The sequence below is a fragment of the Streptomyces yunnanensis genome (assembly GCF_029011865.1).
In the GTDB taxonomy this organism is placed as follows: Bacteria; Actinomycetota; Actinomycetes; order Streptomycetales; family Streptomycetaceae; genus Streptomyces; species Streptomyces yunnanensis.
This window is the reverse complement of record NZ_CP095749.1, coordinates 4,373,834-4,397,549: the sequence shown is the minus strand read 5'-3', so window position 1 is coordinate 4,397,549 and position 23,716 is coordinate 4,373,834. Positions and strand designations below refer to the sequence as shown.

The following is a 23,716-nucleotide window of genomic DNA, read 5'->3' as shown; positions in this document are numbered from 1 at the left end:
CTCGCCCTCCGCTCACATGGTTCCGTCGGCGGTGGTGTCATCGTCGACGGTGGTCTTGCTGTAGTCGGTGTGGTACCGGTCGTACTCGGTGAAGTGGTCGTTCGCCCAGCGGTACGTCATCACATCTTCCCCCGAGGGGCAGCACACCTTGTCACCCGTGTCATAGGTCTGCTTGGAGACCTCCAGCTCGCCCTTGCTCACTCCGGCGTAGACGGACGGCTGCTCGTTCGCGTACACGTTGTCATACCCGTCCTGGGAGCCGGCGCGCTCGCGGTAGACGTACGAGCCGAGGCCGACGGAGTCCGCGCAGGTCATCACGTTGACGATGATGTCGGAGGACTTGCTGCCGGTCAGTGAGGCGTAGGTCACCTCGATCGGGTACTCGTCCGCCGCGCACGGCTTGGCGACGGCCCGCTTCACGTCCGCGCTGACCTTCGGGTCGGCGGCGAGCAACTTGACCGCGTTGACCTTCTTGAAGTGCGTGCTGGGCGTGGGCGCCGGCGTGGAACTCACTGCGCCCCGGGGCGCGGGAGTGCTGCTGGCCGTCCCCTCCTTGCGTATGCCCTCGCCCCCGGGGGTGCATCCGGCGAGCAAAAGACCAACGGCGGCCAGGCCCGCTGTGGCCGTGCCGCCCTTGGTCCAACCGCTTCTGGCCAGGCCCCTGGTCAGCCTGTATCTGGACAATCCGCTCCTGCTCACCGTGCCGCTCGCACAGCCGCCGCTCCCCTTGCCGCCGCGCGCTCGACCGCTGCTCCTGAGGAGATTGTCGCGCGCCGGGCCGTGAGCCGGGCTGTGGGCTTGGTTACGTCGCCGGCCGTGCCGGCGGAAGTGCTCCCCGTCGCGCCGCCGGTCAGGCCGCGCAACGCTCCCGCTCCTGCTCCCCGCGCTCCAGGATCCGGGCGTCTATGTCGCGGTTCTCCAGCTCCTGGCGGAGCCGGGCGAGGGCCCGGTGCAGGGTGCTCTTGACGGTGCCGGTCGACATGCCGAGCGCGGCGGCGGTCTCCTCGGTGCTCATCTGCTCCCAGTGCCGCAGCACGACGACGCTGCGCTGCTTGGGGGCGAGCACGCCGAGGATGTCCATCAGCAGGGCGCGGTCGGCGCGCTGCTCGGTGCCGTCGTCGACGCTGGCGTCCGGGAGTTGCTCGGTGGGCACCTCTTCCAGCTTGCGGGCGCGCCACCACTCGGTGCGGGTGTTGATCATGACGCGGCGGAGGTAGGCGTCCGCCAGCGACTTGTCCGCGATGCCGTCCCAGCGGCCGTAGGTGCGGACGAGGGCCGTCTGGAGCAGGTCCTGGGCGTCGACCGGGTCCGGCACCAGGCGCCGGGCGCTGCGCAGCAGGGCATCCTGCCGGGTCCGCACGTACTCTTCAAAGTCCAGTACCTTGCCGCCGCTGGTCGCCATCCCGACGCCTCCGATCCGCTTTCGTTTCCCCACGTTGTCCGTGCCGGCGGTCATCTCCAGCACGGGAACGACGCTACGGAGGGGGTGTTGCGACGTAATGTGCGTCGGCCCCTCAGGGAGTGCACGGAAAACCGTCGGTTGTGTAACAGCCCGCTGGGGGTCATACCTCGGACGGACAGGGGCCGGAGCGGCGTCATACTCGCGGCGGACGAGAGGCCCCCACCAGGAGGGACGAAGGTCCCGCGGAGGGCTCGTGAGAAGCCCGAGACCGCCGTGGAGGGACAGATCCCGCCTTATCGGGGCGCTTTTCGGCCAGATCACCGATTGCTCGGTTTCGGTCGGCATCCGCACCCGGCCGCCGCCCAGCGGGCCGTCGCGGTCGCCGATCCGGTGGCCGTGCGGCGCCGGCAAGCCGACGGGCGCGACCCCGGAAAAGAGGGATCGCGCCCGTGAAGACGCGCGGAACGGCGCGGGCGTTACATGACGGCACCGTGACATAGATGACGGCGACGTGACGACGACCCGGGCTGGCGGGCGCCGACGAAGGCGGTCACCGCCGCCGTACCCACGTCGCCGCCGCGCCGGTCAGCCGCCCAGGTGACCACCGGAGCGAGCTGCCGGTCGCCACTCAGGAGTGCGGCAGCCGGTAGCGGCCACCGCCCAACGGCTCCACCAGGCCGTCCGACACCAGCCCGTCGAGCGCACGGGCCCGCTGCACCGGCTCGTCCCACACCGCGTCCAGCGCGCCCTGCGGCACCGGCGCCACCGCCTCGCGCAGGACGGCCAGCAGTTTGCCGCGCACCTGGCGGTCGGTGCCGGCGTACGCCTGGGTGCGGCGCGGCGGACCGTCATGGGCCGGCGCCCCCGCCAGCCGCCAGGCGCACTGCGCGGCGATCGGGCAGCGATGGCACTCCGGACCGCGGGCGGTGCAGATCAGGGCGCCCAGCTCCATCGTGGCCGCCGCCCAGCGGGCCGCGAGGTCCTCGTCGTCGGGGAGCAGGGCGCGGGCGAGCTTGCGTTCGGCGGCGGTGGTGGCGTTCGGCGGGTACTGGCGGCCGGTGACGGAGCGGGCGAAGACCCGCCGGACGTTGGTGTCCAGCACCGCGTGTCGCTGTCCGTAGGCGAAGGAGGCGACGGCCGCCGCGGTGTACTCGCCGACGCCGGGCAGCGCCAGCAGCTGGGCGTGTTCACGGGGGACGTCGCCGCCGTGGCGCTCCTGTATGGCGGAGGCCGCGGCGTGCAGCCGCAGCGCGCGCCGCGGATAGCCGAGCCGGCCCCAGGCGCGCACCGCCTCGCCCGGTGGCTCGGCGGCGAGGTCGGCGGGCCGTGGCCAGCGGGCCAGCCACTGCTCGTACACCGGCAGCACACGGCTGACCGGCGTCTGCTGGAGCATGAACTCGCTCACCATCACCCCCCAGGCGCCCGCCTCGGGGCGGCGCCAGGGCAGGTCGCGGGCGTGCTCGGCGAACCAGTCGGTGACCGGGCCGTGCAGCCCGGTCCCGTCCGTGGCCTCCGCGGCCGATGCGGCGGCGGAGGCGTTCTCGGCGACGGCGGTCATGGCACTGGAAATGGCAGGCGTGGAAGTCATGGCACTGCCGATCCTGGCACGCCCGCCCGCCCCCGGGAAACGCACCGGCCCCGCCCCGCCGCACGCCCACCCACACGCAGGAAGGCCGGCCGGCGGCGGGCGGGGGCTACCGGCGGTCGCACCACCACCGGGCCACGGGTCGGTGCGCCGGGCGTGGCGGTGGCGTACGAGGATGCAGACATGGAGGAGACGAGCGGTGCGCAGGGCGTCGGGGGCCGGGCGGCGGAGTCCGGTGACGCGGTCGGGACGGCGGTCGGGAAGGCCGGCGCGGCGGCGGAAGCGGGAGGGAGAGCGGCCGGCAGGTCCGTCGGCGACGCGGCCTGTCCGGCCGGGATCCGGCGGGCGCTGGACGGGCACACCACGATGACGCTGGCGTACGCGGACGAGGACGGGCCGCAGGCGTGCGCGGTGCTCTACGCCGCCGGGGAGGCCGCCGACGGGGCGCCGGTCCTGTACTTCGTCACCGCCGCGAGCACCCGGCACGGCCGGGCCCTGGGGGAGCCCGGCGCGCGGGCGGCGTTCACGGTGCAGCGGGACGGCCAGGAGTGGAGCGGACTGACCGGGATCCAGGGGCGGGGGAGCTGCCGCCGGTTGGACGGCGACGAACGGGCCGCCGGATGGCGCGCCTACACCGCGCGCTTCCCCTTCGTCGCGGCCGACGAGCGACTGCGCGCGGCACTGGAGCGGACCGCGCTGTGGGAACTGCGCCCGGACTGGCTGCGGCTGATCGACAATGCGCAGGGATTTGGCCACAAGGAGGAGTGGCGGGTACAGCGCGCCTCTGAGGGCGGGGCCGGTGCTGCCGGGCGGGCCGGTGAGGGCTCGGCCGGAGAGCGGTGACGCCGGCGTGGGGCGTGTGCCGGTGGGCGTCCCGTGGTCGGAGGGGAACCGCGCCGTTCCGTGGTGAGGGCGCCGCTCCGTGGTGAGGGGGAGGACGGAGTCGGCCACCAGGAGCGGAATCTGACGAAATGTCAGGCATGCGGGCGGGGTTGGCGACGAGCGGTGCGCCGCGCGGTGCGCGCCGCGGTCCGGGCGGAAAGGCGCAGGGGTGGACGGCCACGGACGGTCACCGGGCTGATGATGGGAAAAGTTGCAGCCTGATGCGGCGGGTACTGGCCGGTGCCGGTGCGGATCTCTCGTAGAGTTTTCGCGTGGGATCACTGCGCAATCCGATCGGGCCGCTTCCCTCCTCCATCTACTGGCGGCGGAGGGCCATTGCGCTGGCCGTCGTCATCCTCCTCACCGCCCTGGTGGTGTGGGTGCTCACCATGGGCGGAAGCGACGGGAAGACGGGCAACGAGGGCAAGGGCGCAGCGGGATCCGGACCCGCCGCCTCCATCACGCCCGGGCCCGCGCCCAGTGGCCCCGCGATCAGCCAAAAGCCGGGCGGCCGCGACGAGTCGGGGTCCGGCGGCGGTTCGGGATCGGGCGGCGGTTCGAGCTCCGGGGGCGGCGCGGGGTCGGACGGCGGGAGCGGGGGCTCCGGCGGCGGTTCCGGCGCGGGCGGTGCCGGCTCCGGCAGCGCGCCGATCGGGCAGCCCGCGGGCGGCGACGTCGTCGCGGCGGGCCCCTCGCTCCCCAACTGCGGTTCCGAGACGGTGAAGTTGACGCTGAAGAGCGTCAAGGACTCCTACGCGCCCGACGACAAGCCGAAGTTCCAGCTGGCCGTGCAGAACACCGGTGGCGCGGCGTGCAAGGTGGACCTCGGACGCAAGGCGGCGGTGCTCACCATCACCGACACCGCGGGCGACGACCGGGTGTGGGCCTCCGACGACTGCGCGACCGGCGCGGGCCCGGCGCTGCTCCAGGTGCCCGCCAAGGCCACGGTGAGCCGCACCGTCGAGTGGGACCGGCGGGCCAGCGGCCCCCAGTGCGAGACACCGAGCGCGGCCGCGGTGCCGGCCGGCACGTACCTGGTCCAGGCGAAGGTGCCGGGGCTGACCGCGGTCCACGCGTCGTTCGAACTGGCCAAGGACTGACGCCCGGCACGGGACGGTGCGGCCCGGCGGTACACGGAAGAGCCGCCTCCGGAAGTTCCGCCCGTAGGTGATCCGCTCACAGCGTGCACCACTGGTGGCGGTCCGGCCGCTGGGGCACAGTCGCCGCCATGAGGCTACTGATTCTGGGCGGTACGGAGTTCGTGGGGCGGGCGCTGGCCGAGGCGGCGCTGGCCCGGAACTGGGACGTCACGGTCTTCCACCGGGGGCGGCACGCGGCACCCGAGGGGGTCACCGTGCTGCACGGCGACCGGCTGGCGGAGGGCGGGCTGGCCGCCCTGGAGGGCGGCGCGTGGGACGCCGTCGTGGACACCTGGAGCGCCGCACCGGTGGCGGTCCGGGACGCGGCCCGCCTGCTGGCCGACCGGGCGGGCGGCTACGCGTACATCTCCAGCGGTTCGGTCTACGCCTTCCCGCCCACCGGGCGGATCAGCGAGTCCGCGCCGGTGGTGGCGGGCGCCGACCCGGCCGCGACCGACGCCGACGACTACGCGCGCGCCAAGCGGGGCGGTGAACTCGCCGCCATCGAGGCGTTCGGGGAGGACCGGGCGCTGCTGGTCCGCGCGGGGCTGATCCTCGGCCCGTACGAGAACATCGGGCGGTTGCCGTGGTGGCTGAACCGGATCGCGCGCGGCGGGCCGGTCCTGGCGCCCGGCCCGCGCGACCTGCCGTTGCAGTACATCGACGCCCGCGACCTCGCGGAGTGGACCCTGGACGCCGTACGGGACCGGCGGTCCGGCGCGTACAGCCTGGTGAGCGAGTCGGGGCACGCCTCCATGGGCGAGCTGCTGGAGAGCTGTGCGCGGGTCACCGGCTCCTCGGCCGAACTGCGGTGGACGGCGCCGGAGGACGTGCTGGCGGCGGGCATCGAGCCGTGGACGGAGCTGCCGGTCTGGCTGCCGCCGGGCGAGCTGCACGACGCGATGCACGGCGCCGACGTCTCCAAGGCGCTGGCGGCGGGGCTGCGTTGCCGGCCGGTCGGCGAGACGGTGGCGGACACCTGGCAGTGGTTGCGCGGCATCGGCGGGGTGGCACCACAACGCCCGGACCGGCCGGCCCTGGGACTGCCGACGGAGAAGGAGGCGGCGGTGCTGGGGCGGGAGGCGTAGGGGCGGGGCCGTGGGGCCCGGGGCCCCACGGCGGAAACCTCCTAGACGTACCGCTCCAGGATCGACGACTCCGCCAGGCGGGAGAGGCCCTCGCGGACCGAGCGGGCGCGGGTCTCGCCGACGCCCTCGACCGCCTGGAGGTCGTCGACGCTGGCGGCGAGGAGCTTCTGGAGGCCGCCGAAGTGGTCGACCAGGCGGTCGATGACGGCGCCGGGGAGGCGGGGGACCTTCGCCAGCAGCCGGAAGCCGCGCGGCGAGACCGCCGAGTCCAGCGTCTCGGGCGAGCCGCTGTAGCCCAACGCGCGGGCCACTATGGGGAGTTCGAGCAGCTCGGTGTGGGTGAGGGCGTCCAGCTCGGCCAGTGCCTCGGCGACCGTGCGGGAGCGCTTGGCGGTGGGCTCGGGGACGTAGTCCCGGGCGACCAGCTCGCGCTCCGGCTCCACCCCGGCGATCAGCTCTTCGAGCTGGAGGGCCAGCAGGCGGCCGTCGGTGCCCAGTTCGACGACGTACTCGGCGATCTCGGTGGCGATCCGGCGGACCATCTCCAGGCGCTGGGCGACCGCGGAGACGTCGCGGACCGTGACCAGGTCCTCGATCTCCAGGGCGGAGAGGGTGCCGGCGACCTCGTCGAGGCGGAGCTTGTAGCGCTCCAGGGTGGCCAGCGCCTGGTTGGCGCGGGAGAGGATCGCGGCGGACTCCTCCAGGACGCGGCGCTCGCCGTCCACGTAGAGCGCGATCAGGCGCATGGACTGGCTGACCGAGACCACCGGGAAGTTGGTCTGGATGGAGACCCGCTGGGCGGTGCGGTGGCGGGTGCCGGTCTCCTCGGTGGGGATGGAGGCGTCCGGCACCAGCTGGACGCCGGCGCGGAGGATCTTGGTGATGTCCTTGTCGAGGACCAGCGCGCCGTCGAGCTTGCACAGCTCGCGCAGGCGGGTGGCGGAGAACTCGACGTCCAGCGCGAAACCACCGGTGCACATGGACTCGACGGTCTTGTCGAAGCCGAGGACGATCAGGCCGCCCGTATTGCCGCGGAGGATGCGCTCCAGGCCGTCCCGCAGGGCCGTACCGGGCGCGACGGCGCTCAGCGAGGCGCGCATCAGGCTCTCGGTGCCGGTCCCTGCGGACCTGCCGGGAGACGACGCCCGGTCGTTCGCTGCCACTGCACTCCTCCGTCGCATGGTCTGTCGGTCCGGGCCGCCCGGCCGGTGCCGCGGTGCGTACCACACGGAGAGTACCCAGGAGCTACGCAGCCGGCGGTGGGACGGCGGTGACGGGCGAGACCGGGGCAAAGTCTACCGGCGCGCTTCCTCCTCCCGCGGGGCCTCCCGGCGGACCCGCTTGGGCAGCACGGACAACGCCTGTCCGACGTCGGCGACCTCCATGACCCGCATCCCGTCGGGGATCTTGCCGGGGTCGGTGGGGACCAGGGCGTGCGTGAAGCCGAGCCGGGCGGCCTCCGACAGACGGCGCTGGACGCCGGTGACCCTCCGGACCTCCCCGGCCAGCCCGACCTCGCCGATGGCGACGAGGTTCTTGGGCAGCGGGGTGTCGCTGGCGGCGCTGGCCAGCGCGAGGGCGACGGCGAGGTCGGCGGCCGGCTCGCTGAGCTTCACCCCGCCGACCGTGGCGCTGTAGATGTCGCGCTTGCCCAGGGCGCTGATCCGGCCGCGCTGCTCCAGGACGGCGAGCATCATCGAGACCCGGGAGGTCTCCAGGCCGGAGGTGGTGCGCCGGGGGGAGGGGATCTGGGAGTCGACGGTCAGCGCCTGGACCTCGGCGACCAGCGGGCGGCGGCCCTCCAGGGTGACCGTCAGGCACGTCCCGGGCACCGGCTCGGCGCGGCGGGTCAGGAAGAGGCCGGAGGGGTCGGCGAGGCCGGTGATGCCCTCGTCGTGCAGCTCGAAGCAGCCGACCTCGTCGGTGGTGCCGTAGCGGTTCTTCACGCCGCGGACGAGGCGGAGGCGGGCGTGCCGGTCGCCCTCGAAGTGCAGGACGACGTCGACCAGGTGCTCCAGGAGGCGGGGGCCGGCGATGGCGCCGTCCTTGGTGACGTGGCCGACCAGCAGGGTGGACATGCCGCGCTCCTTGGACGCCCGGATCAGGGCGCCGGCGACCTCGCGGACCTGGGCCATGCCGCCGGGGGCGCCGTCGATCTCCGGGGAGGCGACGGTCTGCACGGAGTCCATGATCAGCAGTGAGGGCTTGACGCTGTCCAGATGGCCGAGGACGGCGGACAGGTCCGTCTCGGCGGCCAGATAGAGATCCTCGTCGAGGGCGCCGATGCGGTCGGCGCGCAGCCGGACCTGGCCGGCGGACTCCTCGCCGGTCACATAGAGCGTGCGGTGCTCGGCGGAGGCGGCCTTGGCGGCGACGTCCAGCAGGAGGGTGGACTTGCCGACGCCGGGCTCGCCGGCCAGCAGCACGACCGCGCCGGGGACCAGCCCGCCGCCCAGGACGCGGTCCAGCTCGGGCACGCCGGTCGAGCGGGCGGTGGCCTGCTTGCCGTCGACCTGGCCGATGGGCAGGGCGGCGGTGGTGACCCGGCCGGGCGCGGTGGTGCGCACCGCGGGGGCGCCGCCGAACTCCTCGACCGTGCCCCACGCCTGGCACTCCGGGCAGCGGCCGAGCCACTTGGCGGTGGTCCAGCCGCACTCGGTGCAGCGGTACGAGGGGCGATCCTTGGCCGACGATTTACGAGTTGCCATGCCGCCACCGTAGCGGCGGGGTGTGACAGTGGGCGTCCCCCGAGCTCTCGACGAGCGGGGACCCCCGCCGGAGGCCGTTGCACCGACCGGGTGGCGTGCGCCGCGCGCAGGCGACGGGCATTTAGCAGATTTGTGTCCCCTTTTGAGGGAGATGGTCACCCGTACGGGTTAAAAGTGACCCTGCTACACAGGAGCGGCTGCATCATCCGCCTACCGTCGCCGGGGTGATGAGCAGCAGGCCCGAGCACCCTAGGCACACCACCGGCGCACTCCGGTCGCGCACCGCCGCGCCGCGCCGGCACCGGCCGCAGACCGACGGGCGGCCCACCCGCCCCGAGCACCAGGACCGCTACGAGCCCCATCTGGACGGGCTGTTCACCTACTGCCTGTCCGTGCTGTGCGAGCACGACACGGCAGCTGTGGTCCTCGGCGAGACCCTGGCGCTCGCCGAGCGCCAGTACGGCCGCCGCCCCGGCGACCCGGCACTCTTCCGCCCCTGGCTCTACGCCCTGGCCCGCTGGGCGTGCCTGCGCCGGCTCGCCGAGCAGGCCGCCCCGGACGCGATCGGCCCGCCCGACTCCGGGCGCACGCCGGCCCGGCAGCGGGAACTGGCCGCACTGGCCTGGCCGGAGGCGGCCGGCACCACGCCCGAGCAGCGCGAGGTGCTGGAGCTGTCGGTGCGGCACCGGCTGGCGCCGGAGGAGATCGCCGCGGTGACCGGGGCCGACCCGGCCGCCACCCGCACGCGACTGGCCGCCGCCTCCTGCGAGGTGGAGCGGACCCGGGCGGCGCTGGCGGTGGTCGAGTTCGGGCGATGTCCGGACGTGGCCCGGCTGGCCGGGGACAGCCAGATGCTGCTGGGCGCGGCGCTCCGCCGGGAGTTGGTGCGCCACGTCGACGACTGCGCGGAGTGCCGCCGGACCGCCGAGCGGGCCACCGCCGCCGGGCCCTGGCCGGGCACCGCACCGGCCGAGCAGGGCGGGCTGCCGCTGGTCACCGCGGACCGGGCGGCGATCTGCGCGGCGCTGGTGGCGGCCCGGACGTCCCGGTCGGGGCGGGCCGAGGGCGTGCCCGGGGCCGCCCTCGCCACGGCCGGCCGGAGCGGTGGAGCAAACGGTTCTCCACGCTATGACCGCAAGGGTTTCCCGGTCGCTCCCACGGATCGCTCCGCCCGTCGCCGGCGGCTGCGCAACCGCGCGCTGACCACCACCGTCGTGGCGACCGTGCTGGCGGCGCCGGTGTTCGCGCTGTGGGCGGCGTACCGAGGCGCCCCGGAGACCGGCGAGACGGACGTCATGCCGACCGTGGCGGCCAACGAGGTGCGGGCGATGCCGGGCGACAGGCTCGACGGCCGTCCCTACGAGAACGCGGGCAACACCCGGTCGCGGTCCCCGCGCCCCGAGCTCCCGCTCGACGACGAGGCACCGGACGTCTCGGTCGCGGTGCTGGGCGCGGACGACGGCCCGACGCCGCCCGACGAACGGGAGGAGAAGGGCCCGGGCCGGCTGACGATCGACGCGCAGCCGGTCGAGGACACCACGGTCGTCACGATCCGCGCCTCCGGCGGCACCCCGGTGCGCTGGCGGGCGGCGGCCGATGCGCCCTGGCTCCAACTGAGCCACACCGCCGGGCAGTTGGATCCGGGGCAGGTCGCGAGGATCACGGTCTCGGTGGACCACGACCGGGAGCCCGACGGGAACTGGCGGTCCGCGATCGCCATCGAGCCCGGCGGTCGCGTCGTCACCCTGAAGGGGCACGGGGCGACCCAGCCCGCTCCCGGGCCGGGCCGGCCCTCGTCCGGCACCCCGCGCCCGCGGCCCAGCCACCCGGCGCCGCGGCCGTCGCCGCGGCCCACCCGGCCCGCCCCGACACCACCGGCGCCGTCCCCGACACCCACGCACCCCGGACCGACCGGGACCCCGGCGCCGACCACGGGACCCACCCCGCCGCCGACGCCGAAGCACACCACCCGCCCGCCGGACTGACCCGCCGCGCCGCCGCGCCGCCGACTACGTCGCGTCGGCGGCCCGCGGCTTCGGGTCGGCCGGGTGCGGCGCCAGCGGCAGCTGCGAGGCCAGCCGCTGCTCGCACAGCTCGACGAGCTTGGCGTAACCGGCCTTGCCCATCAGCTCGGTCAGCTCCGGCTTGTAGGTGACGTAGACCGGGTCGCCGGCGCCGTGCGCGGAGGTCGCCGAGGTGCACCACCAGTGCAGGTCGTGGCCGCCGGGGCCCCAGCCGCGGCGGTCGTACTCGCCGATGGTGACCTGGAGGATCTGGGTGTCGTCCGGCCGGTCGATCCAGTCGTAGGTGCGCCGGACCGGTAGCTGCCAGCAGACGTCCGGCTTGGTCTCCAGCGGCTCGCGGCCCTCGCGGAGCGCGAGGATGTGCAGCGAGCAGCCGGCGCCGCCCTGGAAGCCGGGGCGGTTCTGGAAGATGCAGGAGCCCTGCCAGCGGCGGGTCTGCCGCTCGCCGTCCTCGTCCTCCTCGATCCACCCGGTCCCGGTGCCGACGTCGTGGAACTGCCACAGGTCGGGGGTGAGCCGCGCCATGTGCTGCGCGACGCGCTCCTCGTCCTCCTCGTCGGAGAAGTGCGCGCCCAGCGTGCAGCAGCCGTCGTCCGCCCGGCCGGCCTGGATGCCCTGGCAGCCGCTGCCGAAGATGCAGGTCCAGCGGGAGGTCAGCCAGGTCAGGTCGCAGCGGAAGAGCTGCTCGTCGTCGCCCGGGTCGGGGAAGGTGACCCAGGCGCGGGCGAAGTCGAGGCCGACCTCGTCGGCCGTGGCCCCGTCGCCGGACTGCGCGGCCGCGGCGGCCTTGGCGCGCCGCTTTTCTTCCTTCTTCAGGGCCTTTTCGTGCTTCGCCTGTTTCGTCTTTGCCACGGGTCCAGCGTACGGCCGGCACCGAGTGTGCCCTGTCGCGGCAGTAGGTTTCCACGTATGAGACTCGGTGTCCTCGATGTGGGTTCGAATACCGTCCACCTCCTGGTGGTGGACGCACACCCCGGCGCGCGCCCGCTGCCCGCCTACTCGCACAAGGCGGAACTGCGCCTGGCCGAACTCCTCGACGAGGCCGGCGCCATAAACGAGGCCGGTGTCCACCGCCTGGTGCTCACCATCCAAGAGGCGATGCAGGTCGCCGAGGACAAGGGCGTCGAGGACGTGCTCCCGTTCGCCACCTCCGCGATCCGCGAGGCCACCAACGGCGAGGAGGTGCTGCGCCACCTCACCGAGGAGACCGGGGTCACCCTCCAGGTCCTCTCCGGCGAGGACGAGGCGCGGCTGACCTTCCTGGCCGCCCGCCGCTGGCTGGGCTGGTCGGCCGGCCGGCTGCTCGTCCTGGACATCGGCGGCGGCTCGCTGGAGATCGCCTACGGCCTCGACGAGGACCCGGACGTGGCGGTCTCGCTGCCGTACGGCGCGGGCCGGCTGACCGGCGCCGACCTGCGGGCCGATCCGCCGGACCCGGAGGACATCCGGGCGCTGCGCCGTCGGGTGCGCGCCGGGATCGCCCGCACGGTCAGCGACTTCTCCCGGCACGGCACCCCCGACCAGGTCGTCGGGACCTCCAAGACCTTCAAACAGCTGGCCCGGATCGCGGGCGCGGCGCGCTCAGCGGAGGGGCTGTACGTCCAGCGCGAGCTGTCCCGCAAGAAGCTGGAGGAGTGGGTGCCGCGGCTGGCCCAGATGAGCTCCCGGGAGCGGAGCGGGCTCCCGGGGGTGTCCGAGGGGCGCTCGCGGCAGCTGCTGGCGGGGGCGCTGGTGGCCGAGGCGGCGATGGACCTGTTCGGGGTGGAGACCTTGGAGATCTGCCCCTGGGCGCTGCGGGAAGGGGTCATCCTGCGGCGGTTGGACCACCTTCCGTAGGCGGTTGCCCGGCCTGCGCGACGGCGGACGGCTGCGCGGGCCCGTCCCCCGCGGCGGCGCGGCCGGGCGCGCCCCGGAGCGTGCGGGTGCGCCCGGCCTGCCCGAATGCGGTGGAGATCACATCGTGCGCCGTGGAGTCGGGGCGCCACAGGCGTTGCACCGGGCCTCGTGCGTCACAGGCGTCCCGTCGGGTGGCCGTGGCGGTTCTCACGTCCTGCCCCGTGCCGGTTTCCGGCCCGTACGCTGTCCCTCGTGACAGAGCCAGTGGTGCGCATCCCCGATGCGAAGGTCGCGCTGTCCACGGCTTCGGTCTATCCGGAGTCGACGGCGACGGCCTTCGAGATCGCCGCGCGCCTGGGCTACGACGGCGTCGAGGTCATGGTGTGGACCGACCCGGTCAGCCAGGACATAGAGGCGCTGCGCCGGCTCTCGGACTACCACGGCGTGCCGGTGCTGGCCGTCCACGCGCCCTGCCTGCTGATCACCCAACGGGTCTGGTCCACCGACCCGTGGGTCAAGCTCCAGCGCGCCCGCATCGCGGCCGAGAAGCTCGGCGCCACCACGGTCGTGGTGCACCCGCCGTTCCGCTGGCAACGCAACTACGCACGGGAGTTCGTCCGCGGCATCTGGCGGATGGAGGGCGAGACCGACGTCCGGTTCGCGGTGGAGAACATGTACCCCTGGCGCTACCGCGACCGCGAGATGCTCGCCTACGCCCCCGACTGGGACCCCACCAACGACGACTACCGGCACTTCACCGTCGACCTCTCGCACACCGCCACCGCCCGCCACGACGCGCTGGCGATGGTGGAGCGGATGGGCGACCGGCTGGCCCACGTCCACCTCGCGGACGGCAACGGCTCCGCCAAGGACGAGCACCTGGTGCCGGGCCGCGGCAGCCAGCCCTGCGCGGAGCTGCTGGAGCGGCTGGCCGCCACCGGGTTCGACGGCCACGTGGTGGTCGAGGTCAACACCCGCCGGGCGATGTCCGCCGCCGAACGCGAGGCCGACCTGGCCGAGGCACTGGCCTTCACCCGCCTCCACCTGGCGTCCCCGACCTGGGTCCCCGGCAAGTAGCCGACCGCCCCGCCGGATGCCGCGCGATGGCACCGCCCGTCCGCACTCCGGTCGGTCATCTCACATACCGGAGCCGGTGTCCGGATCTTGGATCAAGAGCGTAATCTCGGGATCAGCTGCTGTATGGCCTGCCGTACCTGCTGTGCCTGTTGTATGGCGCCGCGCCGTACGTCCGTATCCCGAGGGAGTGACCATCGTGCCCGAGCTGAGGTCCCGCACCGTTACCCATGGCCGCAACATGGCGGGCGCCCGCGCCCTTATGCGGGCCTCGGGCGTAGCGAGCGAGGACATCGGCAAGCCGATCGTCGCGGTCGCCAACTCCTTCACCGAGTTCGTGCCCGGCCACACCCACCTCGCCCCGGTCGGCCGGATCGTCTCCGACGCCATCCGCGCCGCCGGCGCCGTCCCCCGCGAGTTCAACACCATCGCGGTCGACGACGGCATCGCGATGGGCCACGGCGGCATGCTGTACTCCCTGCCCTCCCGCGACCTGATCGCGGACTCGGTCGAGTACATGGTCGAGGCGCACTGCGCCGACGCGCTGATCTGCATCTCCAACTGCGACAAGATCACCCCCGGCATGCTGATGGCCGCGCTGCGCCTCAACATCCCGGTGGTCTTCGTCTCCGGCGGCCCGATGGAGGCCGGCCAGGCCACCCTCGTCGACGGCACGGTCCGCAAGCTCGACCTGATCGACGCGATGGTGGACGCCTCCAACGACAGTGTCTCCGACGCGGACGTCCTCCGCATCGAGGAGAACGCCTGCCCCACCTGCGGCTCCTGTTCCGGCATGTTCACCGCCAACTCCATGAACTGCCTGACCGAGGCCATCGGCCTGAGCCTCCCCGGCAACGGCTCGGTCCTCGCCACCCACACCGCCCGCCGCGCCCTCTACGAGAACGCCGGCCGCACGGTCGTCGAGATCACCAAGCGCTACTACGAGGACGGCGACGAGTCCGTCCTGCCGCGCAACATCGCCACCCGCGACGCCTTCGAGAACGCCATGGCCCTGGACATCGCCATGGGCGGCTCGACCAACACGATCCTGCACCTGCTGGCCGCCGCCCAGGAGGCCGGTCTGGACTACGACCTCAGGGACATCGACGCGGTCTCCCGCCGCGTCCCGTGCCTGGCCAAGGTCGCCCCGAACATCGCCCCCGGCGGCACGTACTACATGGAGGACGTGCACCGCGCCGGCGGCATCCCCGCCATCCTCGGCGAGCTGTACCGCGGCGGCATGCTCAGCGAGGACGTCCACTCCGTCCACGCCACCACCCTCGCCGAGTGGCTCAAGACCTGGGACGTGCGCGGCGGTTCGCCGTCCGCCGAGGCCGTCGAGCTGTGGCACGCCGCCCCCGGCTGCAAGCGCTCGGCCACCGCCTTCTCCCAGTCCGAGCGCTGGGAGACCCTGGACGTGGACGCCGCCGGCGGCTGCATCCGCTCCGTCGAGCACGCCTACTCCAAGGACGGCGGCCTGGCCGTCCTCAAGGGCAACATCGCCCTCGACGGGTGCGTGGTGAAGACCGCCGGCGTCGACGAGTCCATCTGGACCTTCGAGGGTCCCGCCGTCGTCTGCGAGTCCCAGGACGAGGCCGTCGAGAAGATCCTCAACAAGCAGGTCAAGGAGGGCGACGTCGTCGTCATCCGCTACGAGGGCCCCAAGGGCGGCCCGGGCATGCAGGAGATGCTCTACCCGACCTCGTTCCTGAAGGGCCGCGGCCTGGGCAAGACGTGCGCCCTGGTCACCGACGGCCGCTTCTCCGGCGGCACGTCCGGCCTCTCCATCGGCCACGCCTCCCCCGAGGCGGCCTCCGGCGGCACCATCGCCCTCGTCGAGGACGGCGACCGCATCCGCATCGACATCCCCCACCGCTCGATCGAACTCCTCGTCGGCGAAGAGGAGTTGGCCGCCCGCCGGGAGGCCCTCGGCGGCGTCTACGCCCCGAAGGACCGCGACCGCAAGGTCTCCGCGGCCCTGCGCGCCTACGCGGCCATGGCCACCAGCGCGGACAAGGGCGCGGTGCGCGACGTGAGCAAGCTGGGCTGAGCCCGGCCGCCCGGCCAGGAGCGTCACGCGGCGCCCTTCCCCCGCGACGCACGCCCTCGATAGTCTCCCCTCTCCCGAGGAGGGGGGAGCAGAAGGCGTGAACTGTCCGGAATATGGCGCGATGATGTGGAGTCAAGGTTCACAGAACGTGTGCCCTAATTGTGGCCATACCCAGTGAGATACTGAGGGCATGATGGCTGACGAACCTGGTCCTGCCGAGCCTGGTCCTGCCGACGCGTTGGCAGTGGTGACGTCGCACGTCTGCGAGTGCGGTGCCGTCGTCGAAGGGCTGCACGGCAGGTGGGCGTGCACGGCCTGCGGGCGCGTATCGCCGTATCTGGAACCGCCGCAAGGATGGCAGGCGGAGCCCGGTTACGCGGACTGGAAGTGAGAGCGGCGACGGTTTCCCGCCGAGACGGGAGCCGTCGCCCGGCCGTTGTGGCCATCGACCCGCCAACTCGCCCCGGGTGAAAGCCGTGGTGAACGACCCCCAGGTCGCCGCTCCGAAGAGGAGCGCCGGGCCGTGGGGGTTTTGCTGTTGTGGGCGGGGTGACGGGTGGGGTGCGGGGGACGTGTCGGGGCGGGGCGTGATGTCGTCACGGTGTTGCCGTGCCGTCGAGTGCCGTCGAGTGATGTCGAGTGGTGCCATGTGGTGTCACGTGGTGCCATTGCGCGCCATCGGGCGCGTGCGGGCGCACATGGCGCCGCAGTGACTCAGGCTGATTCCTTTACGTTTTCCCAGGTCAGAGCGGTTTCCTTGACGGGTAATCCATGTGTGGCATCGCTTGGGCTTGCTCATGACGCCATGATGGTGCCATGATGGCGTCATGGACCTCACCCCGTATGTCGACACTCTCCGCCGTGAACTCGCGGTGGCCGCCGAAGCCGGCGGGGAAGACGCCCGTGAGATGGCCGAGCGACTCACCGCTCCTCTGGAGTCGGCGACCCGCCTGACCATGCTCAACGTGCTCTCCGCCGCGATGGACGAGATCACCCGTGAGCTCGCCCCCGGCTCGGTCGACGTACGGCTGCGCGGGCTGGACCCCGACTTCGTGGTGACGCCGCCGCCCACCGGCGGCGGCCCCGCGGAAGCGGCCGCCCTGCCCGTCGAGCCACTCAGGGCGCAGGCGCCCGCCGACGGCGACGAGGGCGGCACCGCCCGCGTCAATCTGCGGCTGCCGGCCCACCTCAAGGCGCGCGCCGAGGAGGCCGCGAGCCGTGAGGGCCTGTCGGTCAACGCATGGCTGGTGCGGGCCGTTTCGGCCGCGGTCTCCGGCGGCACGCAGCCGCGTGCGACGCGGCAGACCCAGACCATGGGACAGAGCTTCACGGGCTGGGTGCGCTAGGGCCTGTCGGTCAAACTCCCGTCTGCCGGTCGTCGCCCGTCACGTACTCTCGCCGCACCGGGCGATGACCCCAGTACGCCCGTACAGGGGCCATCGCCCGGCACGCCGAGAGCACGCACCGGACACCGCCCGGCCCGCCCTCCGGGCGGACGACGGGAGTTTGACGACAGGCCCTAGCCGCACCCGCCCCCACACCACTTCTTTTCACACCACGTCCCACCAGCAGGGACGCTCCCAGGACCCAAGAGGACGGTACAGCCATGCCTTCTTTCGACACTTCCGGACCGATCGCCGTCACCGCCCACGTGGAGGCCGGCTCCATCCGCTTCACCGCGGGCGACCGCCCCGACGCGGTCGTCGAGGTACGGCCCCGCGACCCCGAGCAGGACCGGGACGTGCGGTCGGCCGAGCAGACCGAGGTCACCTACGCGAGCGGCACCCTGACCGTCCGGACCCCCAAGCTGCGCAATTCGCTGCGCCGCCCCGGCACCGTCGATGTGACGGTCGAACTGCCCGCGGGCTCGCGCGTCGACATGACCGGTTCCTGGGCCCAGGTGCTCGGCGAGGGCCGGCTCGGCGAGGTCCGCGTGAAGACCTCGTCCGGCGACGTCCGCCTCGACGCGACCGGACCGCTGCAACTGACCGCGTCGCACGGCTCGATCACGGTGGACCGGGTCGAGGGCCTGGCCGAGATCACCACCAGCACCGGCAGCCTGCGCGTCGGCACCGTCGACGGCCCCGCCGTCCTGAAGAACTCGCACGGCACGACGACCGTCGGTGCCGTGACCGGCGACCTGAAGGTGAAGAACGCCACCGGCGACATCGACATCGCGCGCGCCGAGGGCTCGGTCGCCGCCACCACCGCCCACGGCACCCTGCGGGTCGCCGAAGTCGCCCGCGGCACCGTCCAGTTGGAGACCTCCTACGGCGCCATCGAGGTCGGCATCCGCGAGGGCACGGCCGCCTGGCTCGACGTCAGCGCCGGCTCCGGGCAGGTGCGCAACATGCTCGCCGCGTCCGAGGCCCCGGAGGGGGCCGAGGGCACCGTCGAGGTCCGCGCCCGGACCCGGCACGGCAACATCGACATCCTGCGCGCCCGGGTCTGAGCGCCCGCCCGCCGACCCAGCGACACGCGTGATGTCATGATCACGCCAAGGTGTCCGCCGGGTGGGCCCGGTCGTCGGCCTCCTGGAGGGCGTCGGCGGTGTGGTCCAACTGCTCGGCGACGGCGGCCAGGTGCGGCAGGGCCTTCTCCGCCTTCGCCCTGGTGCGGTTCCAGCGGGCGTGGAAGGCGTCGGCCGCCGCGCCGGTCCAGTTGTCGCCGAGGCGGGCGACCTCCCGGTCCCGGGCCTCGATGGTGGTCTTCAGGTCGTGGGCCATGCGCCGCCATACGTCGGCGCAGGCCCGTAGGGCGGACGGATCCGCGTCGGGGGCGAGCAACTCGAAGCCCGTCTCGGTCCGCGTCCGTTGTTCCTGCGGTTGGTCGGCCATGTCACTTCCCCCGGAACCGCAGGGCCCGCGCGTCCTCGGCGCCCTGGTAGGCGGCGACGGCGTGGTGCAGACCGGCGGCGTGGTCCCGCAGGTCCGCGGATATCTCCCTCAGCGCCGTCGCGGTGCGGTGGGTCATCTCCCGGTACGGGGAGAGGGCCTCGGCGGGCTCGGGCCTCATGCCGACGGGATCGGGAACTTTGAGGGGCCGCGAGGCGAACGCGCCGACGCGGTCGTCGAGATGGTCGGCGGCGGCGGTGAAGCCCTCGGCCAGTGCGGTGACCGGTTCGGGACGGAAGGAAAAGAGCTGGTGCGGCACAGCTGGCCCCCGTGGTGATGTCGCGTGTGATCAATGTGCCCAGGGAGGCTAGGCAGACGGGCCCCACGGATGGGGCGTACCGGCCGCGGAATTCACGAACCCTTGATGACCGGGGAGTTGGGGCGACGGCGGCCGGCCGGGCGCCGAACACATCCGGCCATGCCGAGGGCAATGGGCCGACGCCGACGCCGATGCTGACGCCGGGGGAGGGGGGAGGTCGCCGCCGGCCCGCGTGCCCTCACCCCCGTCGGCTCACCAGCGCTCCGGTTTCTCCGTGCTCACGCCGAAGACCGTGCCGTCGGGGGAGGCGGCGTAGACGCGGCCGTGGGCGGTGTCCAGGGTCGGGGCGGGGACGGCCTGGAGGAAGCCGTTGTGGCGGGTGGCGGCGAGCCGGGGCGGGGTCTGGCCGAGGAGGGCGCCGGTGGTGGTGTCGACGGCCAGCAGCCGGCCGTCCGCGGCGGTGAAGTAGAGGCGGTCGCCGCTGACGACGGGGGTCGAGCCGCGGCTGACGGAGGTCTCGGTGTCCCAGCTGCGTTCGCCGACGGCCTGGAGGGCGCCGCCCTCGGCCAACACGTACACCGTCTCGCCGTGGACGGCGGACGAGACCCCGGGCAGGGGCGCGGCCAGCGGGAACTTCCGGCTCTGGCGGGTGGCCGGGTCGTAGCGGAGCACGCCGGAGACATAGCCGTCGTAGGTCGGGTCGCCGATGGTGAGGAAGAGGGCACCGGATGCGGTGGGGCCGGCCAGGGTGAGCGTGCCGGGGAGCCGGTGGGACCAGTGGACCGAGCCGTCGGACGGGTCGATGGCGGTGAGTTGGGTGGCGGGGGCGGGGCCGGCGGTGAGGGTCTCGGCGGCGTAGGCGGTGTGCGGGTCGCCGTGGCTGGCGAAGTGGGGGAGCCGGTGGCCGGGGAAGCGCTTGCTCCACCGCTGGGCGTGCGTGGTGGTGTCCAGGGCGGTGACCGTGCCGTCGGCGGCGGTCAGGAGGATGCGGTCGGCGACGACCGCGGCGCCGCCCTCGTAGCCGGAGACGTCCAGGCTCCAGCGGAGGGCGCCCTTGCCGTCCGGGGACGGATCGAGGGCCAGCAGGCGCTTGCCGTCTCCGGTGAAGACGTAGAGGAGGCCGCCGGAGAGGACCGGGGCGGTGGGGGAGACGGCCTCCGGGCCCGCCGGGGCACCGGTGTGACGCCAGGTCACCGCACCCGTGCCGGGGGCGAGGCGGGCGGCCGGCAGACCGGACTGGCCGCAGAAGACCGCGCCGGCACCGGCCGTGCAGTACGGCATCTCGGCGTCATGACCGGCGGGGCGCTCGACGATCGTGGTGCGCCAGGGATGGAAGGCGGCGCGAAGGGTGCGCGGGGCGTGCGTCTGGAGGGCCGGATCGTCCGGCGCGTCCGAGGTGAGGGCCCAGGTGCCGCCGATCGCGGCGGCGGCGACGGCGAGGGCCGCGGCGGCCCAGAGGAGGCGGCGACGGGCACGTGCCCTTCGGGGGGCCGGGGCGGCGCCGGGGGCGTCCTCGGGAGCGGGCGGCGGGTCGGCGGGCTCGTGGTTCGCGTCCGGCGCGTGCGGCACGTCGGGGGCGCGGGCCACGTCCGGGGTGCGGGCGCGGACATGGGTGGTCTCGGCGCGCGGCGGGGTGGCCTCGGCACGGATCGGCTGCCGTTGGGCGGGTATCCGGGTGCCCTGCACCGTCTGCGGCAGCGCCTCGCCGGGGGCAGGAGGGGTGGCCGGCAGCGTCATCGGCGCGTCCGTGTGCAGCAGTTGCATCAGCCGGTCCGGCGTCGGGCGGTCCGCCGGGTCCTTGGCCAGGCAGCTCTCGACGAGCGGCACCAGTTCCTCCGGCACGCCCGACAGGTCCGCGTCGTCGTGCACCACCTGGTACGCGACGAGGTAGGGGCTCTCCGAGTCGAACGGGCCGCGGCCGGTGGCGGCGTGCACCAGCACCGACCCCAGGGCGAAGACGTCCGCCGCCGGTCCGACCTCGCGCGGGCGCTGGAACTGCTCGGGGGCCATGAACGGCGGGGTGCCGATCAGCTTCCCGGTCTCGGTGCGCATCTCGCTGTCCGACGGCCGGGAGATGCCGAAGTCGATGACTTTCGGGCCGTCGGCGGCGAGCAGCACATTGCCGGGCTTGAGATCGCGGTGCACCACTCCCGCGCGGTGAATGTCGCGCAGCGCCTCGGCGAGGCCCGCACCCAGCTGGCGCACCTCGACGGGGGTCAGCGGGCCGTTCCGCTTGACGTGTTCGGAGAGGGTCGGGCCGGCGATGTGGAGGGTCGCCATCCAGGGCCGTGCGGCGTCCGGGTCGGCATCGACGACGGGTGCCGTGAAGGCCCCGCTGACCCGTCGGGCGGCGGCCACCTCCTGTCGGAATCGCCCCCGGAACTCCGGGTCTTGGGCGAATTCGGCGTGGATGACCTTGACCGCGAGCAGCAGTCCGGAGGAGGACCGGGCCAGATGGACCACGCCCATTCCCCCGGAGCCCAGCCGCGCCTCCAGAGGGTAGTGCCCGGCGTATTCCGGACGCTCCGCTTCCGGGCCGGGCCCGGAATCGCGCAGCGGCGGCATCGTTCCACCCCCGAGTCTTCCCCTTGCCAAATCGGTCGCAGGTGCGACGCGCGGAGCCTAGTCCATGGCACGTCCGGGACGGGTGAGGCTTGCTAGCGTGCGCGTCGCGGGCGTCGAACAGGCGCCCGCAGACGGCTGCCCGGCAACCGCGGGCAGCCGACGACCGAAACCAGCCACTCAAGGCATCGACCACACGGGGGGAAGCAGAAATGACCACACAGGAATTCGCCGGGAGCGCCGGGCCGGACACCGGGGCGGCCACGGACGTCGACGAGGCCGTCGCGAACGGCGCCGTGACGGACGCGGCGGCGGAGGCGGCGACCGATGCGACGGCCGGCGCCGCACCGCTCGCCGCCGCGCTCGCCGGCCGGACCACCTACCCCCTCGCGCCCGGCTACCGCGTCAACGTCCGCCAGGGGGCCGGCACCAACACCGCGCTGGTCCGCCAGCTCCCGGCCGGCGCCCAGGTCCAGATCCGCTGCCAGACGCGCGGCCAGTGGGTGGCCGGCCCCTACGGCTCCTCCAACATCTGGGACAACATCGCGCCCGGCGAGTACATCTCCGACACCTACGTCCACACGGGCAGTGACGGCATGGTCGCGCCCAGCTGCATGAGCTGACCTGAGCGACCCGGCGGCCCGGCGGGCTCCACGGGCCGGCCGCCGGGCCCCGGGGATAATCGACACCATGAGCGATGCGCAGCGGACGGCGGCCCAGGGCGGCCCGGAGCCGGAGGAGATCCGTTTCTTCGGCACCACCTGGGTCGAGCACGACGGCGGCTACGGCCTGCGCCGGGTCGGTGTCGCGGTGGGCTCGCTGGTGCTCGCCGCGGCCGGGGCGGCGGTGCTGCGGTTCGCCTTCCAGGGACTGGAGATCGCCGAGGTCGGCTCGTTCGTCAACGTTCTCGTGCTGGCCGGCTTCGCCGTCTGCAGCGCGCTGGCCTTCCGCCGCACCTGGGACGGGTTCGTGCGCCGCGCGGACCCGTCGGCCGACAGCGGTGCCGAGCGGTCGATGCAGAGCCTGATGATGATCGGCTTCATCGGCACGCTGCTCGCCTACTTCTGCCGCAGCCTGGCCGAGGCGCCCGGTGAGAAGCTGCGCCGGGCCGAGTACGAGGCGGCGCGGGAGCGGTACTCCCGGCGCCGGGAATCCCGCGCCGGGAACCCGGCGGCGCGCAAGCCGAAGCCGAACGGGACGGGCGCGGGATCAGGGACGAAGCTGGGCAAGAAGCGCCGCTAGGAGAAGCTCTGGGCGGGTCCGCCCTGGCCGGCGTAGCGGTCGGCCATCGCCCGGAACATCTCGCGTGGCTCCCAGTGCGCCTCCTCGTCGGTCATCCGCACCACGCCGTAGGAGGAGAGGTCGGCATGCCGGTCTACCTTGCCGAAGCCGGCGAAGGTGAACCACAGCGCGGTGTCCACCCCCTCCGTCTCGAAGGCGTCGAGGAGTTCGTGGAAGTACCGCACCTGCTCGCCCTCGTCCGGCACCGCGTCGGCCGGCGGCCGCCAGGCCATGCCGCCCAGCTCGCCCGCGCCCGCGTAGGGGCACGTCCCGAACTCGGTCACCGCGACCGGCTTGCCGTGTGCCGCGTGCCCGCGCAGCTCCTCCCGGAAGGTGTCGGCGTTGTACGCGGCCCGGTACGCGTCCACCCCGACCAGGTCGAACGGCGTCCAGTCGATCGCCTCCCAGGGCCCGGAGGCGTAGGTGATCCGGCCACCGAAGCGGGCCCGCACGGTCGTGGCCACCTGGGCGAGGAAGGTGTTCAGCCGCTCCGCCACCGGGCCCAGCGACCTCCACCAGTCCACATCGGCGGTGGTCATCGCGCGGAGCCGGTCGCCGTAGCCCTCCCCGGGGAGGAAGCCCTTGCAGAACGCGCTGAGCTCGCACCCGGCGACGAAGACCACCTCGGCCCCGGAGCGCCGGATCCGCTCCGCCCGCTCGGCGCACTCCGCGAAGAACGGCAGCAGCTCCTCGGGCGTGAGGTCCACGGGGAACGGCGCGAACCACACCTCCAGCCCGGCCTCCGCCGCGCACCCCGCCGCGGTGCTCAGCCGCTCGGGCCGCCCGCCGGAGATCCGCACCGCGTCGCAGTGCAGCTCCCGGGCGATCACGCCCATGTCGCGGCGCACCACCGCCTCGCCGAAGCTCGTGCGTGAGAGGTCCTCCGCCGGCAGGAACCCGGTGTCGTAGTTGATGCCGCGTGCGCGCATGGC

At 73.7% G+C, this 23,716-nt stretch carries 22 protein-coding genes; 11 read left to right on the top strand and 11 right to left on the bottom strand.

Annotation, left to right across the window (positions count from 1 at the left end):
- Window positions 1-12: 12 nt before the first annotated feature.
- The 3 genes from MOV08_RS18850 to MOV08_RS18840 form a co-directional block, all read right to left on the bottom strand.
- Window positions 13-513 carry a hypothetical protein gene (locus MOV08_RS18850; RefSeq protein WP_275308220.1) on the bottom strand — a complete coding sequence of 167 codons (501 nt, stop codon included), beginning with the start codon at window positions 511-513 and terminating at the stop codon, window positions 13-15.
- Between the two features lie 337 nt (window positions 514-850).
- Window positions 851-1,402, bottom strand: a complete 552-nt coding sequence (locus MOV08_RS18845; protein WP_018540435.1) for a SigE family RNA polymerase sigma factor — start codon at window positions 1,400-1,402, stop codon at window positions 851-853.
- 628 nt (window positions 1,403-2,030) lie between these two features.
- A complete protein-coding gene (locus MOV08_RS18840) occupies window positions 2,031-2,990 on the bottom strand; it encodes an HhH-GPD family protein (protein WP_039634095.1) in 960 nt (319 codons plus the stop codon).
- Window positions 2,991-3,170: 180 nt separating this feature from the next.
- Here MOV08_RS18840 and MOV08_RS18835 point away from each other — a divergent pair, with 180 nt between their 5' ends.
- The 3 genes from MOV08_RS18835 to MOV08_RS18825 all read left to right on the top strand — a co-directional run bounded on the left by MOV08_RS18835 (window position 3,171) and on the right by MOV08_RS18825 (window position 6,096).
- Window positions 3,171-3,830, top strand: coding sequence for a pyridoxamine 5'-phosphate oxidase family protein (locus MOV08_RS18835; RefSeq protein ID WP_275308218.1), 660 nt, complete (start codon window positions 3,171-3,173; stop codon window positions 3,828-3,830).
- A gap of 311 nt (window positions 3,831-4,141) precedes the next feature.
- A complete protein-coding gene (locus MOV08_RS18830) occupies window positions 4,142-4,969 on the top strand; it encodes a hypothetical protein (RefSeq protein WP_275308217.1) in 828 nt (275 codons plus the stop codon).
- Window positions 4,970-5,097: 128 nt separating this feature from the next.
- On the top strand, window positions 5,098-6,096 hold the full coding sequence (locus tag MOV08_RS18825) for an NAD-dependent epimerase/dehydratase family protein (protein ID WP_275308215.1): 999 nt from the start codon (window positions 5,098-5,100) through the stop codon (window positions 6,094-6,096).
- 41 nt (window positions 6,097-6,137) lie between these two features.
- Here the strand turns inward: MOV08_RS18825 and disA are convergent, their stop codons facing one another.
- Both disA and radA read right to left on the bottom strand, forming a co-directional pair.
- Window positions 6,138-7,259 carry a DNA integrity scanning diadenylate cyclase DisA gene (disA, locus tag MOV08_RS18820; protein ID WP_039634091.1) on the bottom strand — a complete coding sequence of 374 codons (1,122 nt, stop codon included), beginning with the start codon at window positions 7,257-7,259 and terminating at the stop codon, window positions 6,138-6,140.
- A gap of 132 nt (window positions 7,260-7,391) precedes the next feature.
- A complete protein-coding gene (radA, locus tag MOV08_RS18815; RefSeq protein WP_039634089.1) occupies window positions 7,392-8,804 on the bottom strand; it encodes a DNA repair protein RadA in 1,413 nt (470 codons plus the stop codon).
- A gap of 227 nt (window positions 8,805-9,031) precedes the next feature.
- On the opposite strand from radA, the gene MOV08_RS18810 reads away from it, so the two are divergent.
- Window positions 9,032-10,789, top strand: a complete 1,758-nt coding sequence (locus MOV08_RS18810; RefSeq protein ID WP_275308213.1) for a BACON domain-containing protein — start codon at window positions 9,032-9,034, stop codon at window positions 10,787-10,789.
- A gap of 24 nt (window positions 10,790-10,813) precedes the next feature.
- Here the strand turns inward: MOV08_RS18810 and MOV08_RS18805 are convergent, their stop codons facing one another.
- Window positions 10,814-11,680: a DUF3109 family protein gene (locus tag MOV08_RS18805; protein WP_275308211.1), complete on the bottom strand. Its 867-nt coding sequence runs from the start codon at window positions 11,678-11,680 to the stop codon at window positions 10,814-10,816.
- 57 nt (window positions 11,681-11,737) lie between these two features.
- On the opposite strand from MOV08_RS18805, the gene MOV08_RS18800 reads away from it, so the two are divergent.
- The 3 genes from MOV08_RS18800 (at window position 11,738) to ilvD (ending at window position 15,788) form a co-directional block, all read left to right on the top strand.
- Window positions 11,738-12,664 (top strand): Ppx/GppA family phosphatase, encoded by a 927-nt coding sequence (locus tag MOV08_RS18800; protein ID WP_039634083.1) that lies wholly within the window; start codon window positions 11,738-11,740, stop codon window positions 12,662-12,664.
- A gap of 264 nt (window positions 12,665-12,928) precedes the next feature.
- Entirely contained in the window at window positions 12,929-13,741 is an 813-nt protein-coding gene (locus MOV08_RS18795; RefSeq protein ID WP_039634081.1) for a sugar phosphate isomerase/epimerase family protein, read from the top strand.
- Between the two features lie 196 nt (window positions 13,742-13,937).
- Window positions 13,938-15,788 (top strand): dihydroxy-acid dehydratase, encoded by a 1,851-nt coding sequence (gene ilvD, locus MOV08_RS18790; RefSeq protein WP_275308209.1) that lies wholly within the window; start codon window positions 13,938-13,940, stop codon window positions 15,786-15,788.
- Window positions 15,789-16,443: 655 nt separating this feature from the next.
- Here ilvD and MOV08_RS18785 read toward each other — a convergent pair.
- On the bottom strand, window positions 16,444-16,587 hold the full coding sequence (locus MOV08_RS18785; RefSeq protein ID WP_275308207.1) for a hypothetical protein: 144 nt from the start codon (window positions 16,585-16,587) through the stop codon (window positions 16,444-16,446).
- A gap of 28 nt (window positions 16,588-16,615) precedes the next feature.
- On the opposite strand from MOV08_RS18785, the gene MOV08_RS18780 reads away from it, so the two are divergent.
- Together MOV08_RS18780 and MOV08_RS18775 are read left to right on the top strand one after the other, a co-directional pair.
- The gene (locus tag MOV08_RS18780) at window positions 16,616-17,134 is read left to right on the top strand and encodes a toxin-antitoxin system HicB family antitoxin (RefSeq protein WP_039634079.1); all 519 of its coding nucleotides are present in this window, start codon (window positions 16,616-16,618) and stop codon (window positions 17,132-17,134) included.
- A gap of 260 nt (window positions 17,135-17,394) precedes the next feature.
- The gene (locus MOV08_RS18775; RefSeq protein ID WP_275308205.1) at window positions 17,395-18,240 is read left to right on the top strand and encodes a DUF4097 family beta strand repeat-containing protein; all 846 of its coding nucleotides are present in this window, start codon (window positions 17,395-17,397) and stop codon (window positions 18,238-18,240) included.
- Window positions 18,241-18,280: 40 nt separating this feature from the next.
- On the opposite strand, the gene MOV08_RS18770 is transcribed toward MOV08_RS18775, so the two are convergent.
- The 3 genes from MOV08_RS18770 to MOV08_RS18760 all read right to left on the bottom strand — a co-directional run bounded on the left by MOV08_RS18770 (window position 18,281) and on the right by MOV08_RS18760 (window position 21,506).
- Entirely contained in the window at window positions 18,281-18,625 is a 345-nt protein-coding gene (locus MOV08_RS18770; RefSeq protein ID WP_039634075.1) for a WXG100 family type VII secretion target, read from the bottom strand.
- A gap of 1 nt (window position 18,626) precedes the next feature.
- Window positions 18,627-18,941, bottom strand: a complete 315-nt coding sequence (locus MOV08_RS18765; RefSeq protein ID WP_039634073.1) for a hypothetical protein — start codon at window positions 18,939-18,941, stop codon at window positions 18,627-18,629.
- 252 nt (window positions 18,942-19,193) lie between these two features.
- Window positions 19,194-21,506, bottom strand: a complete 2,313-nt coding sequence (locus MOV08_RS18760; RefSeq protein ID WP_275308203.1) for a serine/threonine-protein kinase — start codon at window positions 21,504-21,506, stop codon at window positions 19,194-19,196.
- A gap of 209 nt (window positions 21,507-21,715) precedes the next feature.
- Here MOV08_RS18760 and MOV08_RS18755 point away from each other — a divergent pair, with 209 nt between their 5' ends.
- Window positions 21,716-22,126: an SH3 domain-containing protein gene (locus tag MOV08_RS18755; RefSeq protein WP_420834181.1), complete on the top strand. Its 411-nt coding sequence runs from the start codon at window positions 21,716-21,718 to the stop codon at window positions 22,124-22,126.
- Between the two features lie 67 nt (window positions 22,127-22,193).
- Window positions 22,194-22,745 (top strand): hypothetical protein, encoded by a 552-nt coding sequence (locus MOV08_RS18750; protein WP_275308201.1) that lies wholly within the window; start codon window positions 22,194-22,196, stop codon window positions 22,743-22,745.
- Here the strand turns inward: MOV08_RS18750 and MOV08_RS18745 are convergent.
- Window positions 22,742-23,713 (bottom strand): hypothetical protein, encoded by a 972-nt coding sequence (locus MOV08_RS18745; protein WP_275308199.1) that lies wholly within the window; start codon window positions 23,711-23,713, stop codon window positions 22,742-22,744. The two genes, MOV08_RS18750 and MOV08_RS18745, sit on opposite strands and share 4 nt — an antisense overlap.
- Window positions 23,714-23,716: the final 3 nt, after the last annotated feature.

Coding starts and splice junctions, on each gene's coding strand:
- MOV08_RS18845 (WP_018540435.1), bottom strand. CDS start 1,402: ATGGCGACCAGCGGCGGCAAGGTACTGGACTTTGAAGAGTACGTGCGG.
- MOV08_RS18840 (WP_039634095.1), bottom strand. CDS start 2,990: ATGACTTCCACGCCTGCCATTTCCAGTGCCATGACCGCCGTCGCCGAG.
- MOV08_RS18835 (WP_275308218.1), top strand. CDS start 3,171: ATGGAGGAGACGAGCGGTGCGCAGGGCGTCGGGGGCCGGGCGGCGGAG.
- MOV08_RS18825 (WP_275308215.1), top strand. CDS start 5,098: ATGAGGCTACTGATTCTGGGCGGTACGGAGTTCGTGGGGCGGGCGCTG.
- radA (WP_039634089.1), bottom strand. CDS start 8,804: ATGGCAACTCGTAAATCGTCGGCCAAGGATCGCCCCTCGTACCGCTGC.
- MOV08_RS18810 (WP_275308213.1), top strand. CDS start 9,032: ATGAGCAGCAGGCCCGAGCACCCTAGGCACACCACCGGCGCACTCCGG.
- MOV08_RS18800 (WP_039634083.1), top strand. CDS start 11,738: ATGAGACTCGGTGTCCTCGATGTGGGTTCGAATACCGTCCACCTCCTG.
- MOV08_RS18785 (WP_275308207.1), bottom strand. CDS start 16,587: ATGAGCAAGCCCAAGCGATGCCACACATGGATTACCCGTCAAGGAAAC.
- MOV08_RS18780 (WP_039634079.1), top strand. CDS start 16,616: ATGGACCTCACCCCGTATGTCGACACTCTCCGCCGTGAACTCGCGGTG.
- MOV08_RS18775 (WP_275308205.1), top strand. CDS start 17,395: ATGCCTTCTTTCGACACTTCCGGACCGATCGCCGTCACCGCCCACGTG.
- MOV08_RS18770 (WP_039634075.1), bottom strand. CDS start 18,625: ATGGCCGACCAACCGCAGGAACAACGGACGCGGACCGAGACGGGCTTC.
- MOV08_RS18760 (WP_275308203.1), bottom strand. CDS start 21,506: ATGCCGCCGCTGCGCGATTCCGGGCCCGGCCCGGAAGCGGAGCGTCCG.
- MOV08_RS18755 (WP_420834181.1), top strand. CDS start 21,716: ATGACCACACAGGAATTCGCCGGGAGCGCCGGGCCGGACACCGGGGCG.
- MOV08_RS18750 (WP_275308201.1), top strand. CDS start 22,194: ATGAGCGATGCGCAGCGGACGGCGGCCCAGGGCGGCCCGGAGCCGGAG.
- MOV08_RS18745 (WP_275308199.1), bottom strand. CDS start 23,713: ATGCGCGCACGCGGCATCAACTACGACACCGGGTTCCTGCCGGCGGAG.